This window comes from Pedobacter chitinilyticus (assembly GCF_003313385.1).
In the GTDB taxonomy this organism is placed as follows: Bacteria; Bacteroidota; Bacteroidia; order Sphingobacteriales; family Sphingobacteriaceae; genus Pedobacter; species Pedobacter chitinilyticus.
In genome coordinates, this window is the sequence record NZ_QMHN01000002.1 from 37,152 (window position 1) to 56,826 (window position 19,675).

Sequence of the window (19,675 nt, forward strand, 5' to 3'; positions counted from 1 at the left end):
AAAAATATCATAAATACAGACTTACCTCCTTAACTCAATTCTTACTATGCGCAAAAGAGCTACAAAACAGTTTCCTCTACTTCCATTGATTTTTGAGAAAACTTTTCTATTACCTTTACATTAGCTGCATCTACCATTAACACATACGGTGTTAATATCGTGTCTCTTCCCTTAAAGATTCTTAAAGCAACATCTTCAACACTCTTTCTATCTACCACATAGCATATTTTTCCTTTTGGAAAATTAAAGAACTCATGAAATAAGTGCTTTTCCTTATTTGCTCCATAATAACCGTTAATATTGAAAGTAATGGATGAACGCTTGTTTAATATCAGGTGGTCAGCATTGAGGCCGAGAAATAATGTATCCCTCTCTGTTTTCAGATATAAATTATGTTTTTGATGGCTAAAATCATTAACAATTCTTTTGAATACCAAAAGAGCTTTTTTATTTGTATAATTTGTAAGTCTAACCCTTATAGGAAAAGAAGCCATTTCTGGAGGAAGTCTCACACTATCTATCTCCAATTTAATCTGATCAGGCTTAGCCTCTATGAATGTTAATGTTGGTTGGCTTCGAAAGCACCCTAAATTTAAAAGGCAGATGAAAAAAAAACTATTTCTTATTAGCGTATTCATCATATAAATTTTTTATCCATTGTTGAAAACCAGTTGTTGTACTTTTAAAACTAGAGTGATTCATCTGTAGCTTTACGGCATTGATATGCTCAGCCCTAGTTAGCCATCCATTATACATATGACCTCCCGCTTCGTGAACATATGTATTTTGTATATTGGCAACAGTTAAACTATTTTTAACTCCAGCAATATCTTTACTACCCCAGTTTTGTAAGTTAAAAGTAACCTTATTACCCACGGTATTAGCAAACGCATTGTCAGATATGCCCTTATTTACTTCCCCATAAACTCTTTCGCTTGCATTAACAGCTCTATTATCATACACAGAAGATACAGATCCTTCAAAAAGTTTACTAGGTCCCCAACCTTTCATATCATCTGTTCTTCCCGCTATATGATTAATAATTGAGTTTATTTCAGCCACCTCCTTGTCTACACGAGTACCACTAGGGCTTTTTGCAAGCCTATCTATTTTCTTGCCTAAAGTCTCTCCCAATTTCATTGCCTCAGAATGTTTCATTGTACCCTTCAGAATCTGCTCATCTTGTGTTTTAGAAAGCTTGCTCCATTGGTCTCTGGTCATCACAATTATTTCTCCATTAAAACCTTGATCATCCGTCCCCATAAAAAGTCCATCAACATAAATAGGACTAGCAGCATACATTCCGTCAACATCAATAAATCTAATAGGATTATTCAATGCATAATTATATGGGCTAAATCTTCTAGATATTTCTGACATCGGATCTATCGTATTAAAACGACCAATTTCTGGATCATACAGCCTCGCTCCATAATCATATTGTCCTAGCTCTTCTTGTAACTCTTTACCATTGTAAAGATAGTTGTTCACTCCTCCTAACACAGGCTTTCTTAACCCAAATGCATAGTAATTATCGCGTTGTAACACCCGAGGGGCATTATTATAAATATCGAAACTTACACGCACATTCCCAAGGTGATCTTTTATATCGTAATGATAAGTGTAAACTCCATTGCTGTTTAATGCCCGTCCCTCCTCTGTTTGTACGAAATCTATTAATCCATTAGTATATTGGACCTCGCTTACATAATCTATAGTGTTAGTTGTCGTCCCATTTGATACTTTTCGCAATTTTGCACCAGTAGCATTATAAGTATAATTTAAATTTACATTTCCCATAACACTTTGGGGCAAATTCAAATGGTTATAACTAATATCTGTAATTCCTTTACCACTGTCACTCCTTAAATTACCATTAAGATCATAGCCATAGTTACTATTGGTAAATCCATTTATACTGTTTAGCCTATTACCTGTATAGCTACTATAGCTATTTGTACCCTTATTATCTCTAGTAAGACTAACAATATTGCCCATAATATCATATTCAATCGTTTCGCCTAAATTTCCCGCAGCACTAGCTTCAAGCAACCTATTTAACCTATCATATTGATAAACAAAATTGTTTGACGTAAGGTTCTTATAACCTTGACCTGAAATATTACCATTATATTGAGGGTATGTACCATCATTATAGCTAAGGGCTAAATCAAATTCTTTACTGTTCATTGTCCTCAACCAACCACGTTCATTATAAGCATAGTCAATATGATAGGCAAATGACGAAATACTAGCGCTAAAACTAGCGCCTAACTTAACTTCAAACCCAGGCTCTAATACAATGCTATTACTAGCCACAACATCCCTATGCTCAGTACTTTCAACCACATCGGACACCCCTAAAAGAATATCTGTTCCCATAGCTGATCCTGTACTTTCTTTATGCAAGTTTTTTCCTTTAAGCTGTCCTACTTCGTTATAGGCCAGCTCAGAAAGTAATACTTCTTTACCGCTGGTTTGTGGACTGCCATAAGTAGTCTGCCAGGTTTTTATTTTTCTACCAAGATGATCATAAGCATATCGTTTTGCGATGGTAGTAGTGGTGTTACCTTTAACGTGAATTTTCTTTGTACTTTTTACACTTCCATCAAAATTGTACTCTGTATCTAAGCGATCACTTCCTCCTATATGATTTTTAGAAAGCACCTGTATTATTTTACCATTATCGTTGTAAGAGGTTATAGAAACCAACATCGTGCCTGTGCCCAGATCACGTACAAACCTACCAGTTTCTAATCCTTTGGTCATTATACTTCGCTCACCATATATTCCAAAAGGCACAAAGTTATAATTAACATTATAGTTAGGAAAATCATAGGTATCATAGTAACTAATCGTAAGATCCTCATTAAATGCTGTATATGGCCAACACCTATCGGTAGTATATCCAATACCATTTACGCTATTCAATTCCCATTGCTGAGCTTGTTGATTGACCGCGTTTTGTACCTGAACACGTTCAGGAACCCAAGCAGGAGTATTAGGTTTATGATAAATACCCGTCACAATTACCCTCCCAAAAAAATCATATTTTGTTACCACCCATTGTTGTGGCTGTTTACTTCTTTGAACAGCATCTTGCACTGCAACCAACTGATTTAGTTTATTATAAACAAAATACTCCCAGCCTTTGCCAGGCATTTTCTTTTCGATCAGCCGATGTCTATGATCATAACGATACTGATAACAATAATTATCCAATGTAGTCGACAAGGGAACTCCTGAATCAGGATTAGCACCTGGCGGCAATACAAAACTTAAATTACCCAAATCATCATAAACATAGTAAGTGCTCAACACCTCTAGTGCAGCATTCTTCCAGTTAAACATTCTTTTTAAAATAAGCCTACCTTCATGATCTTTATACTCCTCTACAGTTCCTTTTTTCCCATCTGTATCTTGCCAATTTTCATCTTTATAAATTGTCAATTGTAGCGCACCAGCACCATAAAAGTGATTAACGATTAAGCCCCCTGAATTAGACACTTTAAACAATCTTGCTGGAAAATTACTAATGGTACTTATACCATCATCATTAGTACTATAAATTACACGAGCTACATGACCTCCTCCCGAAGAAGAAGGTTGCCAAGGTGTTCCTTGAAAACCCTGAATAGTAACCCTATTTAAAGGACTAGCCTCAAATTTAGTTTCGCTAAAAGGATGCTGAGTTCTAATAACACTAGCATCCCAGCCCGAATTAGAATAAAAAATAGACTGTTGAGCTGATGCATTTGCTTTATAGCTACCATCGGCATTTTGTTCTCCATACGGTAAATACTTTTTGACCTCCCTGCCCAAACCATCATATTCAAAAAATTCCACAACATCTTTCTGCCTAGGGCTTGCCTGCCAACCTACTGTTTGTTGCGGTCTGCCAATACCATCAACATATTTAATTATACGATTTGCCTGATCCACAGGTAAGCCAATCAAAGACCCTTCTGTCGTTTTTCCCGAAACTTTCACATTAGTTTCGATAGTGTAGTTTTGAGTATTGGTCGGTGTCTGAGCGCTTACACCACTGATAACTAACCAAAACAATGCTAATAGCTGATATTTATGAATGATATATTTTTTCATGTAAAACTTCTTTTTATTGGCAAACTCCTTCTTCTACAATTACTCCCTGTTGAATCTTATACCATTTGTTCGGTCCTTGATCAGTTATTTTGAAAAAAGTATAATAGCCATTTGGAATAGCCATCTGCATAGTGCTATCGGTAAAACAATTCATTAAAACTTGGGGGGCATTATGGTAGTATAAACTCGTTACGTTTTTATCCATATCCGAAGTATATGCACACAAAGAGCTTAAATCATCAAAAAATACCATTTCATTAACTTGCCCATTTTGGAGCAAGGTGTTGCTGCCAGAATTTAAAACATCTATTTGATGAGCTGTACAACTCGTAAAGTTTGCAATCTGAAAGCTTTGACCTGGGATAATTTCAAGAATATAATCATGATACTCTCCCTCTTGATCTTCACCCATCGGACCAATGTATTCTCTTGTTTGTAGTTTTTCGCCCAAATTAATAACTCCAATTACACTAATAACAGTTTGCTGCCCATTATAGGTATAAGTAATGGGAACAGATGTCTGTTTAGGAAAAACCCCTTCTGGATCTTTAAAGGCTTTTATAGAGTAGGTAACATAGGTATCCCTATAGTTTCCAACAATTTCCTCTCTAGGTGATGTTGCACAAACTGTAACATAAGTTCCTTCCTCCAAACACTCTCCATTGGAATTAGCATAAATTTGCCCATTATTAGCAATTTCTATTGATGCCTGTGCATCTGCATCTGCTTGCGATACAATAGACGCATATTTAGCTGACGGCACAATATAGTTTTCCCCTAACCCATAATAGCCAATACTGCAATCATTTTTATAAACTTTTTTTGAAATCTGCTTATTATAATAGGTTTTTGGTCTCAAGTAATAATTATAATTTTTTATAATATTACCTTGATGATCTTTAACATTTAATAATCTTTGAAAACTATCATATTCATAATAAGTAGTCAATCCTTTAGCGTCAATCATACTGGTCATACCAACCAAAGGCTCATAAGTATAGGTGATCATTTCTGCATCCTTAGGGTAAATCCTAATATCGTCTACCGCACTCCCCATTAAAGTATGTGTATTATTTAGATAGGGGATTTCACCAGAATATTTCCATACACCATTTTGCACATAAAAATAGCTAATTACATATGATCTTTGATTAGGCACAACCCAATTTACAGTATGGTATGATGAATTTAAACAACCTTTACCTGTATGAGGTGTAGATGCACCAGACGTTCCTACTCCTGGCGCTTCAAAATCTTGGAAATAAAATTCCTTGTTTCCAGAAGGCACTGCTTTTTTCACTAGATAACTATAATTTACACCTGTAGTTACGGGCTTGTCTAAGGTAATTACTAGCGTATACGTTCCCGCTGGCATGTTGGTATAAGTAAAAGTAGAGGTATTACCTGAAGTACAAGCAGAAGGATTACCGAAGGAGAAACATAAAGTTTTATGATAGTATTGACCACCCGAAGAGAGTGAAGTTAAGATTTGAAAGTTAGTAGTTGGTGCACCAAAAAAGGCAATAGACAAATTAATATCACCTGCGTAAGCATGATTAAAAGTAACTGTACGTGTAGTTGCAACACCATAAGCCCCTTCTAGTGTCCCTGTAACTACCTGTGGTTCATACTCTACTTTATAGTTATTAGACACATTGGCTACCTCGGCAGTCATATATGTGTTCGTCACATCCCATTGAAAACTCTTTATTTGCCCCTGTAGAGTAGTTTGCTGGAGCAAGCTAGCATCTTCGGTATAATTGTCGTATTTTATTCTTTCTTCATATTTAGCATCATAAACAGCAGGATCCAGACTTGTTGGCATTAACGAACTAGAAGAAATGTTTTGGGGGTCAGCTTCATAAACCAACTCTTTATCAGCTACAATAGTTTCGGTTGGAGAAAGTCTGTATGGCGTCAAAATACTTCCTAGAAGTTGAGGCGCTTGCCCAATAGTCTGCATATATTTTTTTGTTTCTAAAGGAACCATCATGTTAGCGTCTGACATTCTCTTATACAAATTTGAAGTAAAAATAAACTGCATGGGATATGCGTAAGTCGTAAACTTACTAGTGCCATTACTATTTTTAGTTGTATTCTTAGTTAACAAGGAATTAAGATCATATTCGTATTCATTTTCAACAAGGCTCGGATTTTGACCAGAAACATTGTAAAGAATATCTATTTCTTTTTTGGGCAGATAAGAATTTGTATACATTTTAACTGCTGAACCACTCCAAGAAGACAAAGACCAATAATCAATTAAAAGTGAACGAGCATAGTCTTCATTTTTATTAATTCGTTGGTACTCTACTGTTCTCTCTTTTACCAATGCACCTTGATTATTGTAAGACCTAATACTTAGTGGCATACCTCTTTCATGGGCATTGGATATATAGTTATGTACAGCATATCCATCTTCAGAATAATGCACACTAACTTCGGGCTCATCCATATATTCTCCATTAGTACCATTATCAAAGTTGGAAAAAGTAGTTTTCACATACCCATTGTTTTCTTCAATCTCTGTCACTTCACTATAGGAAACATGAGGACCAATATTATTTGAGGCCAAAGGCGAATGACGAAAAGGAATTTGTGGATAGTATTGAGTAAACGAATTAGTAGCGCCAGAGATAAATAACGGCTGCCAGCCTAAGATACCCGATGACCTTCCTTGTGTATTTTGTAGAGAGTAGTTAATGTTATAGTTATATTTTTTCCTACCTAACAAAATATCAGAAGCATCATGGTTTGAAATCTCTTTAATTCTAACGCCTCCAGCATATTTATCGTTTAGATGTAACAACAGTGGCTCAGAACGCTGTATTTTTACTTCTTTTGCAAAAGTATGCGATTCCCAAACATAACTAGAATATCCCCCAGTTGGATATGTGATTTTTTGAAGCATTCCTACTGCACTATTAGCGACATCAGGCTCTCTAGAAGCCAAAAGAGCTGTATAAGGATTAGTTGCCAACGGTTTAGTGTTATAAAAACCCCAATGATCAGTATTAATAAAATGGTAAAAGTCTGGCACGTTGACGAAACTCCCGTTGTAATTAAAATCATACCTATTTCCAACAACATTATTTTTATCCTTCTCTGAGAGAGAAATAAGCGTTAAACGATCCATCGGAGTATTTTCATAATCAAAAAACTTCCTAATCAATTCATTTCCTCCTTTTTGCTTTACTGAAATATAATCTAACTTTGCAAACTCCTTCTGTTTTTCTGAACGATAGAACGTAATTTCTGAAATATCTGTAAGTATTTTTTTTAAATATACTGGATTGGACACCTGAACATTACTTCCTGAAAAAGATCCACCTTTCGGAAAAACTTCTGTAACCTCTTGTCCATTTTCATACTCATATAGAATCTTTTTACCTCCTGGAAATTTAATTTCAGTCAAATAAAAACTCTTAAAATCACCAGCTACTTTCTCAACTGACTGATTACTTCCGCCAAAAACATACCTAATCCCTTTAGTATCAATTAAGGTAACACGAAATAACCGTTTAATATTTGGAATAGTTACACCATCATATGTGGCGCGATATGGAGGTGTTTCAATAAAATCTGAACTATTTATTTCAACCCTAATCTTTTCTTTGCATCGCACTTTCCATTCCTTGTTATGATCTAAATAAAATTGCCCTGAAAGTCCTCCTGCCGAAAAAGAAAATTCATCTGGAGCAAAATCTCTTCCACTCTTTGCTGCAGCTTCTACTCTTGTCCTGCCAAACCAGTCATTACCTCCTAGTGAATGGTGATGCCAATAACCAGCCTGCATATCATAATTCTTTGGATATTCAAAATCATAACGATATGTTCTCTCATCATATCCTCCTAACACAGTCCTCGTAATCACTCCACCAGCACTCAAATTCCATCCTAGTCCTACCCAACTACCACAGAGTTTAGGCTTAACCATATTAGGATTATAGCTTAATTCAATTGGTAACGATAAACCTCCATAATTGAAATCATATACAGGAATATTAATCACCGGAATTCCAGAAGAACTCGAGGCAGGATAAACCCCAAAAATGCCAAAAGCAGATGCATTCGGGGTAGGAATTGTTTGACCTTTTAATAACCCATAGCATAAAAAAATCAACAAGGACAATAAATATTTCTTCATAAAAAACTTAGTAACTACTTTAAATAATAGACGATACGCTTAACAAACGGATTTAAACAATAAAATGAAATAGAATAACCTATTAAAGGCCTAAGAGTAATCTTATTTCGTTTTGAAACCGAAAAGCTAAAGAAAGGCGTTTTTTCATATGATGAGCATAAATATATTTAGATGAATCCGTAAGAGAGGATAAATATATACTTTAATTTAGGTATTAAAACACTAAATCTTAGCCCAATTCCTTAAAAACCTAACAATTAACAATTTAAATACGCACTTCGCTGTCGAGTAACAAATTACACCAGCCTACCCCTTCCGTTTCACCCAACCTACCTTTGTCACTTTTTTTCCCTCCTCAGACAAAACAGCCTTTTTCTCATAATTCACTAACTTCCCATCCTTAATTGCAACAGCCTCCATGATATTTGCCCAATAATAATTCTTATCATGCGAAGCAAAACTTCCATGGCCATCTTTATGCAGCAAATGCTGTTGGCAAGTCCCAAGTAACAACAATACCCCATTGCCCATGGGTTCAAAAGTAAAGCTAGCTTCCAAAGCCTCTTGCTTACGCCCTAACTTAATAAATAACTCATCCATCACCACCACATGCGAAGTTTCCTTATCTTCATCCAAAAAAAGCAGATAAAAGCGTATGCCCAAACCAATACAACGTGGATTTAACCTACCCTGCCCTAACACCAACGCATTCAAAGCCAATACTGTTTCACCACTTTTAGGCTCAACCCTCAATGACAACCTAAGGTTCAAAGAATCTTTCCACTGCCCATAATTATTGATTCGCCATTTTTTTAACAAAGCTACGTCACCTCCACACATTTGCTTATGCCCCACAGGATGTAAGCTATTTGTAGCAAACAGTTTCAACAAAACCTCTTTCAGTCGTCTAAATAAAGCATCTTCACATAGCCAATTTTCGTATTGCTTTAACGGTTCATAAATTTTTGAAGCCCAGCCCATAGCTCTCGAAAAATCAAGGCCTGCCAGTTTAGAATTAGCAGAAAGCGCATAGCTTTCCCCTTTCTCGGTTGATTTCTTTTTCATAAGGTAAATTATGTTATATTTAATCAAGCATTCTTGCAATACTCCTCCCATACATCTAAACTCCGTAAAAGTGCGTATAAGTCCATACAAGTGCGTACAAGTCCGTACATTTAGCACCTTGCTTCGCTCCAACTCCTATTCTGCTTCGTTCCAACTCCCACTCCAATAGCTTGATAACTCAATATAAGGATTATTTTTTTCCGATAATGCACTGCTGGTTAGCAAAACAAGGTAGGGTAGATGATCATTTCAGTCTCAAAGACTTTAGTCCCCATATACGGATACCATAAAATAGATTAACGCCTTGGTTTAAGCACCTCCAAAGATTTATGGAAGCGCAACTAGGCAAAATGCTAGTAAAAAGTGAATTAGGCAAAAGCAGTACTTTTAGTTTTTAGCTGACTGTGGTTTAGCATTCTCTCTTTTATAAAGATGCCCAAAAGACTGGTATTTGATGAAGGTTTATGATCGAATACCAATAAAAAAAAGCCACAATACTTATCGTACCACGACTTTAAGTACCAACCAACAGGAATACTTTAAACATTAAAAAAGCTTTTTCATTGCTTATTGAGCCCACAAACTATGACTTAGAACAAAAAAGATTCATATAAATGACACATCAAATTTCACTGCTTTTCATGAATGGGCTCTCACCAGATCATATCGGAACAAAAAAGTTGGCAAGTATTAAGCAAATACTTTTGTAGTATTGAATAACAGTCGCGGTTGTATTGAATAGGTAAAACCTAAAGGCCATTTATAAGTAGAAAAATTTCAGAAAACACCCCAACCTACACACTAAATATCTTTCCATTAGCAATAGCAGTAATTGGTAGTAAAAGCAAACACAAACAAAAGAAGAGCTTTTCATTTGGAGGGTATTTAATGACTTTTTGCTTAGTTTATACAAATTGTAGGAAAACAAACAATATTTAAAAGGAGTATTGAAAATTGATGAAATCAAAAAGCCGCAGTGCACGTAAAAACCACTTAAACGATAATCAAATTACTACGTATTTTATTTAAAAATCTCCGTCGGCGACATACCCGTCCAAGATTTAGGAAGGCCTTTTAATCCAAAAATTTTAGCTAACACTAATGACGTGTTTTTATTGCTACTAAAAAAGGAAGCAGTAATGCCTAAGCTTTTGATCTTTGGACCAGTAATGCCCCACGGGGTTTGCATTTCCTTCATCGATACCCCACCGTGGCCCGTGCCAACGCCGCCATGATCGGTAATCAGCAGAAAATAAGTATCGTTGAACAAATTCCGAGCTTTCAGCTGTTCGATAAAACCACCGATGGCAACATCAGCTTCTTCTATCGCCGAAATATACTCTGGAGACATCCACTTATGGCTATGCCCAGCATGATCGGTATGTACACTGTATAAAAATATCAACGTCGGGTCATTTGCGTTTTTCGCAGCAAAATCTATTGCCTTTGCGTAGTTATCTTGGTATTTATCATCTTTTTCGAAAGAAACCTCATCAATATACTTTTTGTTCATCGGGTTAACCAATTCGGCCCAATTGTAATAAAAAGCTGTTTTTGCGGTAGACTTTTTATCTTTCAACACCTTAAAAATGGATGGCGTATACCCGTTAGCATCAACTTCTATAGCTTGCAGCGGATGGTTATCGATCGTCCAGTTGTTGGCGGTTACTCCGTGTTCTTCGGGTCCTTGCCCCGTCAAATGGCTAGTCCAGTTAGGCAAGGTAACCGAAGGCATTACAGGCCTGTTATTTAAAGTTAATGTACCTTTGGCAAATAGCGCATCTATATTTGGATGTTTAGAACCCTTAAACCCCTCTGCACTAAAACCATCAAGACCAATAATGATTACCCGTTGCGCCTTAGCCTGAACAAATCCAATAAATAAAAGTGATAGTAAAAAGTGTTTTAATTTCATAATGTTATGGTGTTGATAGTTTAGATATTGATTTCATTTTCACCGAGGCCATAGAGATTAACAAGGTTGAGCACAACGCTGCAATAGAAACAACGACAAAAATTGGATGTGTGCTTCCAGAAACATCTAATATTTTACCAATTAATGGCTCTCCAAAAGCAGCAAATAGATAGCCAACCATATTCATACAGCCAATACCTGTGCCCGTTAACTTAGAACCCAACAAATCTGGGCTAAGCGGCCAAAAACAAGCTTGCGGACCGTATACAAAGAAGCCAGCTAAAAGCATCAATACTGATGATAAAACAAAATGGTCTTTAGAAACAAAATACATCGCAGCAGCAATAAATGTACTGGCCAACATGCCAATTTTTATCACTTGCACTCTATTACCTTTAAACAACGTATCAGACAACCATCCAAAACATAGGGCGCCAATAGCCATACCCAAGGGTAGAAAAAACGTTACCCAAATACTACCAGATTCTTGTTTCCAATTTTTCCCCAGATAATGGATAGGCACCCAAAAGATCAAACCATATCTCGCCATACTTTCGAAACCAAAAGCTAAGCAAATCAAAATAAAGTTCTTGTTTGCTAAAACTTTACGGTAACGTTGTTGCCAAGTTTCTTCTTCAGCAACAACAACATTTTGCGTCTCTTGCTCATTGTTATCAGGTTTATCTTTAACGAAAAGAAAAAAAATTGTCGCCGTTACCAATAAGCATAAAACAGGCAAACGAAACAACATTCGCCATTCATGCCCCTGTTGCAAAAGCAAAATAGAAAGTAAATAGGTAATTACGGATGACAATCCAGCCGACATGGTGTAAAAGCCAAAAGCCTTTCCCCGCTCCTCTTTGGCCCACCAATTGTTAATGATCTTGCCACCTGGCGCCCAAGCTAGAGATTGGAAATAACCATTTATCCCCCATAAGAAAAGGATAATATAAGCGTTATTAGCAAAACTAATGGCAACGTTGGTAGCTATAGATAAATAGGCTCCCGTTATCACCATTACACGCGGGCTAAAGCGATCGGCAAGATTCCCATTAACCAATTGTCCAATGGCATAGCCGATAAGCATAGCGAAACTGATCCATCCCACAAAACTAAATGGCATTTTTAGCTCCTCACTCATCCCAGATACTGCCCAACCAAAGTTATGCCTACCTGTATAAAAAAACAGGTAGCAAACCATAGTTAGCAACAACATAGTCCATTTATTCTTGGAATTAATTCTCATGACTATCGGTTGATAAATACGCCAACGCGTAATGGTTTTTTATCCAAAGCATAAGCAAATGCCTGATTAGCTTCTTCTAATGGAAATTCTTTGGTTACAATTTCATCAAAAGGAAAATCTTGATGGTAGTTGGTCATGAAATCTAAAGCGTGTTGTAAATCTTCAAAATTATAATTATGTAAGCCTTTGATCGTAATTAAACGACGGATAACCTGTTCTGCATCAACCTCAATTTTTCTTGTTTTAAAAACTGCACCTATCCAAACAGCAGTGCCGCCAATGGCTAACGATTCCAAACCAATTTCAGCGGCCTCTGGTGCTCCGCTCATTTCCAAAGCCACATCCACTTTTTGGGCAATAAGTTTTTCTTTCAAGTCTTTATCCTCTCCAATTTGATAAGTATGTGTTGCGCCAAAACGTTTTGCTTGTACCAACCTTTCCTCACTCAAATCTAAAGCGATAATATTTTTAGCTCCAGCGGTTTTGCTCATAGCTACCGCCAAGTTGCCCAATAGCCCCAATCCCGTTACCAACACGGTTTTCCCAGAAACATCTCCTGCTAAGCGCATGGCACCAGAAACTGTTGCCACTGCGCAATTGATGGTTGCAGCAATGGCCATTGACAATCCTTCTGGAAGTTTAAAAACCGCCGTATGTGGCTTTAAGACCGTATAGTCGCCTAAACCACCGTGAAACTTGTCATCTCCCTCTATTTTAGCGTGACCATACTTGAAAAGGTTTGCTGATTTTTGAGGCATTTTTTTGGCCAACCACTCATCTTGTGGGTCGGCAGCGAAAACTGCCCAGGTCACCAGGTCTCCGATATGCAACGAGGCACCATTGTAATCTTTTCCACTGTGGCCATTAGCAATCTCTGTTACCTTTCCTACAATTTCGTGACCTAATACAGTAGGTGTTTTTTCCTCACGCTTACCACAAAAGGTATGTAAATCACTACCACACAAGGTGGTGTAGGTATTTTGAATCAGCAGCTCACCACTTTTTAGCTCTGGGACTTCCATAATGTCGAGCCGTAATGGTTGATCTGCACCATCAAAAACAAGCAATCTTCCGTTTTTCATTTACCGTTTTTTTCTGAACGAGCTTAAGTTGACATCAACTCAATTAGCGTTTACCATCTATTATATTAACCAACTCTATTAAATCATTGACGATATAATTTGGCTTGGCCGATTTGAGCTGTGCCAAATTGTGGGCACCTGTGGTAATGCCAATGCTTAGGCCACAACCTGCATTTTGTCCTTCCTCAATATCTATGATTGAATCGCCAATTTTCACCACCTGAGCGGAATTTTCAATCTTGAACTTTTCTATTGCAAAGTTGATCATATCTGGATAGGGTCTATTTCTTGGCACATCCGATGCGGTTACCAGCGCATCAACATCCTTTCCTACCGTCCAATTTAATTTCTCCAAAATAGACTCCGCTGTTTTCCTGTCGTAGCCAGTATTTAGAACCCGAAGGATATTTCTATCTTTCAACGCACTAAATAGCTCATTTGCATTTGCATTGGGGAAAATATCTTCCACTTCATATGCTTTGGTGAGCTTTACCAAAAACACCTCGAACATTTTTTTGGCCAATTCTTCATCTTCTATATTCAAACAATTTTTTAAAACCGATTGAATGGCCTGCAATTTTTCCTTTCCAGCTCCATACGCTAATACTTCATCAAGTGAGAGCGAGAAATTGCCCACCTCGTTGATCACTTTCTGTAAAGTTTTGTAAACAATATTGTTTTCGTTTACCGATGTTCCTGCCATGTCAAACACCACCATCTTTATATTTTCTTTCACGTGCATTAAAAATTAATTTTAGCAAAATTAAAAATTGTTTAACAAAATTAAACAAAATAAGACTCATATTTTAAGTACAGCCATTTGTTAACAAACCAATAACATCAAATTAACCTTAGTAGGATCTCTTAAAAATCTTTTATTTTATGTTACATTTACCCCCTGTATTTTTATATATAAAATGAAAGACCACGCACTTCTACAGATCAGCCAGAAAATAAAAGATATCCGCAAAAGCATGAACATGACCGTTCAAGAACTTGCCGATAAAGCAGAGGTAACCAAAGGCCTGATCTCTCAGATTGAAAATAGCCGTACCGTACCCTCATTACTTGTCCTGATCCAGATCATCAAAGCGTTGGACATCGACATCAATGTTTTCTTTAAGGATATCAACGCTAACAAAAAAGAAACACCAATTTTGGTGGTAAGGGCAAACCAGACGAAGCCTTTTGAAAAGGAAGATGCAGTGGGCTACCAATATAACAGGATATTTTCTAAAAGTATAAAAAGCAGTACCACAGATTTCGTGCTGCTTGAGTTGGAGCCAGGTGCTGAGCGGGAAATGGTAAAAACCGAAGCTTTTGAATTCAAATACATCATTAGCGGCGAGGTTACCTATAAGTTTGAAAAAAAGAACATCATACTCAAAGAGGGCGATTCGATGTTTTTTGACGGCAGGATTGCGCATAGCCCAGTAAACAAAAGCAATTTGAAGGCGTTGATGCTCGTAGTTTATTTTTTTGAATAATATTGTAAAAGCAAACTCCCAATTCAGGCCTGGTTTTGTTTACAAAAACTAAACTATAACCAAAGGCTCTACATTTACAACCGCCTTAAAAAGAAGACTTCATAATCCAAACAGCTTCATAGATTACCTATACAATATTAAGTATTTATAAACTTTTAAATAAGGATTTATAACCATTCCTGAACGAAGATTATCTTTGCATTAACTTTTATAAACAATATTTACAAATACTAAACTGCATCTATTTTTGTTTCAACTTTTAACAGAAAATCAGATGAAACTTAAGTATTTACTTGTCATGCTTTTCGTAGGTCTATACTCATATTCCTACGCTCAAAAACGAACGGTAACCGGTGTTATCAAAGATCAGCAAGGTACGCTTCCAGGCGTTTCAATCACCCTAAAAAACGGTAAAATAGGCACCTCAACTAATATTTTTGGAGAATTCAGGTTGTCAAATTTGCCCACAGGGGATCAAACATTGGTCATCACCTCCATCGGTTATGTTACCCAAGAAAAAATGGTGACCATTAATGACAGCGCTGCAGTAAAATTAGATGCCATCGTGCTGATCTCCAATCAAAGAACGCTAAATCAGGTAGTAGTCAATGGAATAGGCTCTAACCGCGCATCAGAAGCCAGGGCGCTCAATATGCAAAAGACTTCTCCACGCATCGTAAACGTGATTGCCGCCGATGGAATTGGAAAACTACCTGATAGAAATGCTGGTGAGGCCGTGCAACGTATCCCTGGTGTTGTATTGGAACGCGACCAGGGTGAAGGTAGATTTGTTTCTTTACGTGGATTGCCTGCTGAGTGGAGCGCGGCTACAATTAATGGCGACCGTATTCCCACCGCCGAAGAACAAACCACTTCGCGCTCTACCGCATTTGACTTTTTCCCCTCAGAACTGATCCAGTTTGTTGAAGTATCTAAAGCCATTACGCCAGATATGGAAGGTGATGCCATGGGCGGATCCATCAACTTCATCACTAGAACATCTGTCGATAAAAAAACACTGAATTTCTCCGCTGGCGGTGGCTACAATGCTTATGCGCACGGTGGCTCCTATAGCGGAAACATCCTATATGGCGACCGCTCAAAAAATGGCAAGATCGGTTTTGTACTTAACGGCACAATCTGGAACAGAGATTGGGCAACAGATAATTTCGAACCACGTTTTTCTGGGAATAAAATTGCACGAATGGAACTTCGCGACTACTTCGGCACACGCCAAACGCTGGGTTTTAATGGCGCTGCAGATTATAAAATTGGTCAGCGATCAAAATTGTACGTACGTGGTTTGTTCGGAAAATTGAACGATGATGAAAAGCACAATAAGCTTCGCCTTAGATACGAAAACGGTCGCGCAGAAGCTCAAAGTATCCATAACATACTAAATTACAGAATGTACGGTGGAGACTTTGGCGGTAATTTCGAACTTGGCAGAAATTCGAGCCTCGATTTTAAACTATCGCACTACAACAACGATTTTAACTACGGCGATCTCCCAAATAAGGAATTTCCTTCTTATTATCTGGTCCAATACAACCAGACCAATGTGCCTTACGTGGGCAGAGATGCAGACAATTTTACCAGATATCAAATTGACGGTGGACCAATAAACCCAGAAAGCCCCCAAACATTGTTACCTAGCCAAAACACGGTAAACAATTCAAGCAACTATTCTTTCAACTCTGTTCAAATGGAAATCCACCACATCAATGAGACAGATAGAATTGTAGCACAAACGAATTATAAAATTAAGGTAATGTCCAACTTGGAACTCAAGTTTGGCGCCAAGTTTAGGGATAAAAAACGGACCGAACGTTATGAACTCCCAACTTGGACCTGGGACAACAAAGGAGGCACCCAACCTGCACCAGCCTATACCAGTTTGAACCTGATTGATAAACCATACGCCAATGATTATCTAAAAAATATCGGCAGCCAATATACTGGCATCTTCCCGAAATTTATAGCTCAAAATGATTTGGACGGCTTTTTTGACAAATATCGGAATAACCTAAAAGTAGATTCTGTAGGCTCGGCTTTGTTGGCCAATGGTGCGCAAGTAGGCTCTAATTTCGACGTTTACGAAAAACATACTGCAGCCTATGGAATGGGAACCTGGGAAGTAAGCAACAAATTTACAGTTATAGCGGGCTTGCGTGCTGAACGTACAGATTTGCGTGTAGACGGTTGGTTGTATGAAACAGTTGCGGGACAGCCCAACTACCGTGGCAAATTGACACCACAGACCAAATACAATGATTATACAACATTACTACCCATGCTACATTTAAAATATAGCCCTAACCAAAACCTGAACCTACGTCTAGCAGCTACCAAAACTTTCTCTCGCCCAGATTTCGGTTCTTTGGTTGCAGGCGGAACCTATAAGCTTCAGGATAATGTATTAACGTACGGGAACCCAGGTTTATCACCAATCAAATCATATAACCTAGATATTATGGCTGAATATTATTTCGGTGATGTTGGCGCAATCAGTGCAGGTGCTTTTTATAAAAACGTAAAAGATCCAATTTTTAGCAGTTCTCAATTGTATAGCTCTTTTAACGGTTATGATAATGTTAGAGTTTTACAAGACCAGAATGGCCAAGATGCCAATGTGGGTGGTTTTGAACTAGGCTTTAGCAAAAAACTAGATTTCCTTCCAGGAGTATTAAGCGGTATAGGTATAAACGCAAATTACACTTTCATCCGTTCTAAAATGCAGATCACCGATCGCGGTGGTTCTGTTAGAATACCAGGGCAATCAAACGACTTGTTTAACGTAGCCTTATTTTACGAAAAAGGAGCTTTGCAAGCTAGGGTGGCGTTAAACCACAAAGGAGTTAATATTATTGCCCATGGTGCATCGGCAAAATTTGATGAATATCTTGATAAAAACACCACAATGGATGCCAATATATCCGTTAAACTATCAAAACGTCTACAGCTTTTTGGCGAAGCTAACAACCTACTGAACACCAGATTTAGATTTTATTACGGAACACCAGAAAGGCCAACACAAGTAGAATACTACGGAATAAGAGGCCAAATGGGAATTAGAGCTAATATTTTCTAAAGACAACCCCATCATTTAAAGAAGCATCTCCCAACAGAGATGCTTCTTTTTTTAACATAAACACCTACAAACATTAACAATTTCTTAATCCGAAATTTGTTTACAAATAATAAACATTGTTTAAAATTGTAACATTAAAAAAACTTACAAATTCAAAATATAGGAAACTGTGGTTTTGAATTTGAATGGAATTACATACGAATATGCTATATAAATTTTCTTTAGTTAAAGCTAAAATTGCGAAATGCAATAGCATTTGGATAACCTTACTTGGCGCAATTGCTGCGTTTGGCTGCTATACTTCTATGTATGCCTTTAGGAAAGCCTTTGCTGCAGCCACCTTCGCCAATTTAGATTTTTTCGGTATTGATTTTAAGATTTGTATGGTTATTGCCCAGATGATTGGCTACACCATTAGCAAGTTTTATGGCATAAAGTATATTTCAGAATCAGACAAAAAGAATAGAGCACGCAGTATTGTAAAACTCATTTTCATTAGTTGGTTGGCTTTATTAGCATTGGCAATAGTGCCCGCACCTTACAACCTTGCTTTTATGGTTATCAACGGCTTTCCACTCGGAATGATTTGGGGACTGGTTTGCAGCTATTTAGAAGGCAGAAAAACCACCGAATTTATGGGGGCAGTTTTGGCCACCACTCTGATATTTGCTTCTGGTTTTATCAAAACGGTTGCGAGACAATTGATGGAATACACCCAAATTAAGGAAATATGGATGCCTTTTTGCATAGGTGCTTTGTTTTTCCTCCCACTTCTATTATTTGTTACCTTATTGGAGTTGATGCCTTCACCGACAGAAGAAGATAAAAAATTAAGGACCAAACGTGTTCCGATGGATAGAAAAGAAAGAGCTGCCTTTTTAGCTTTTTTCTTACCAGGAATCATCGTTACGGTAATCACCTACGTTATTTTTACTGCTTTAAGAGATATCAGAGATAATTTCGAGGTAGAAATATGGCATGGACTAGGTATTACCAATAACCAAATCTTTACGCAAATAGACACTATTATTAGTTTGGTGATCCTAGTATTGTTAAGCCTTTTAATTATTGTTAAAAGCAACCTCAAAGCATTTATGCTCATCCACGTAATGATTATTTTAGGCTGCGTGTTGATATTATTTTCATCTGTACTTTACCATTTCCAATACATCAACCCCGTGGTATGGATGACAAGCGTAGGAATCGGCCTTTTTATGGCCTATCTACCTTATAATGCCGTTTTCTTCGAACGTTTTATTGCTACCTATCATTACAAAAGCAATATTGGCTTTTTAATCTACCTTGCTGATGCTTTTGGCTATTTGGCCAGCATCGGTATCTTAGGGTTCAAACAATTTGGCAACCCTTCAATTAGCTGGCTCACTTTTTTTACAGATGCCTTAATCTGGGGTTCTTTTATTGGCGTAGCTTGTACCATATTCTCTATTTTTTATTTTAAACGCAAAGCGAGGCTTCAAGAAAAAAGAACCAGTCTGCAAACTTCAAACAACACAAAGCTATCTCTTATATAAACCGAA

Annotated in this window: 11 protein-coding genes; 3 read left to right on the forward strand and 8 right to left on the reverse strand. The window is 37.2% G+C overall.

What is annotated here, in order from left to right; genetic code table 11:
* Positions 1-59 precede the first annotated feature (59 nt).
* From DUT70_RS07065 to DUT70_RS07100, 8 genes are all read right to left on the reverse strand, one after another.
* Positions 60-641 carry a hypothetical protein gene (locus DUT70_RS07065; RefSeq protein WP_113646633.1) on the reverse strand — a complete coding sequence of 194 codons (582 nt, stop codon included), beginning with the start codon at positions 639-641 and terminating at the stop codon, positions 60-62.
* Complete coding sequence (locus tag DUT70_RS07070; protein ID WP_113646634.1) at positions 616-4,104, reverse strand: DUF6443 domain-containing protein; 3,489 nt, start codon at positions 4,102-4,104, stop codon at positions 616-618. The genes DUT70_RS07065 and DUT70_RS07070 overlap by 26 nt, the downstream gene beginning before the upstream one ends.
* Positions 4,105-4,117: 13 nt before the next feature.
* Entirely contained in the window at positions 4,118-8,251 is a 4,134-nt protein-coding gene (locus DUT70_RS07075; RefSeq protein ID WP_113646635.1) for a DUF5977 domain-containing protein, read from the reverse strand.
* Positions 8,252-8,557: 306 nt separating this feature from the next.
* Positions 8,558-9,316 (reverse strand): hypothetical protein, encoded by a 759-nt coding sequence (locus DUT70_RS07080; RefSeq protein ID WP_128353325.1) that lies wholly within the window; start codon positions 9,314-9,316, stop codon positions 8,558-8,560.
* Positions 9,317-10,337: 1,021 nt separating this feature from the next.
* A complete protein-coding gene (locus DUT70_RS07085) occupies positions 10,338-11,231 on the reverse strand; it encodes an alkaline phosphatase family protein (RefSeq protein WP_113646637.1) in 894 nt (297 codons plus the stop codon).
* A gap of 4 nt (positions 11,232-11,235) precedes the next feature.
* Positions 11,236-12,477, reverse strand: coding sequence for an MFS transporter (locus tag DUT70_RS07090; RefSeq protein WP_113646638.1), 1,242 nt, complete (start codon positions 12,475-12,477; stop codon positions 11,236-11,238).
* A 2-nt stretch (positions 12,478-12,479) separates the two neighbouring features.
* Positions 12,480-13,559, reverse strand: a complete 1,080-nt coding sequence (locus DUT70_RS07095) for a zinc-binding dehydrogenase (RefSeq protein ID WP_113646639.1) — start codon at positions 13,557-13,559, stop codon at positions 12,480-12,482.
* Positions 13,560-13,602: 43 nt separating this feature from the next.
* Complete coding sequence (locus DUT70_RS07100) at positions 13,603-14,295, reverse strand: HAD family hydrolase (protein ID WP_205529756.1); 693 nt, start codon at positions 14,293-14,295, stop codon at positions 13,603-13,605.
* 181 nt (positions 14,296-14,476) lie between these two features.
* On the opposite strand from DUT70_RS07100, the gene DUT70_RS07105 reads away from it, so the two are divergent.
* The 3 genes from DUT70_RS07105 (at position 14,477) to DUT70_RS07115 (ending at position 19,669) form a co-directional block, all read left to right on the forward strand.
* Positions 14,477-15,046, forward strand: a complete 570-nt coding sequence (locus tag DUT70_RS07105) for a helix-turn-helix domain-containing protein (RefSeq protein ID WP_113646640.1) — start codon at positions 14,477-14,479, stop codon at positions 15,044-15,046.
* 274 nt (positions 15,047-15,320) lie between these two features.
* Positions 15,321-18,137 carry a TonB-dependent receptor gene (locus DUT70_RS07110; RefSeq protein ID WP_113646641.1) on the forward strand — a complete coding sequence of 939 codons (2,817 nt, stop codon included), beginning with the start codon at positions 15,321-15,323 and terminating at the stop codon, positions 18,135-18,137.
* A gap of 203 nt (positions 18,138-18,340) precedes the next feature.
* Positions 18,341-19,669 carry a DUF5690 family protein gene (locus DUT70_RS07115; protein ID WP_205529757.1) on the forward strand — a complete coding sequence of 443 codons (1,329 nt, stop codon included), beginning with the start codon at positions 18,341-18,343 and terminating at the stop codon, positions 19,667-19,669.
* Positions 19,670-19,675: the final 6 nt, after the last annotated feature.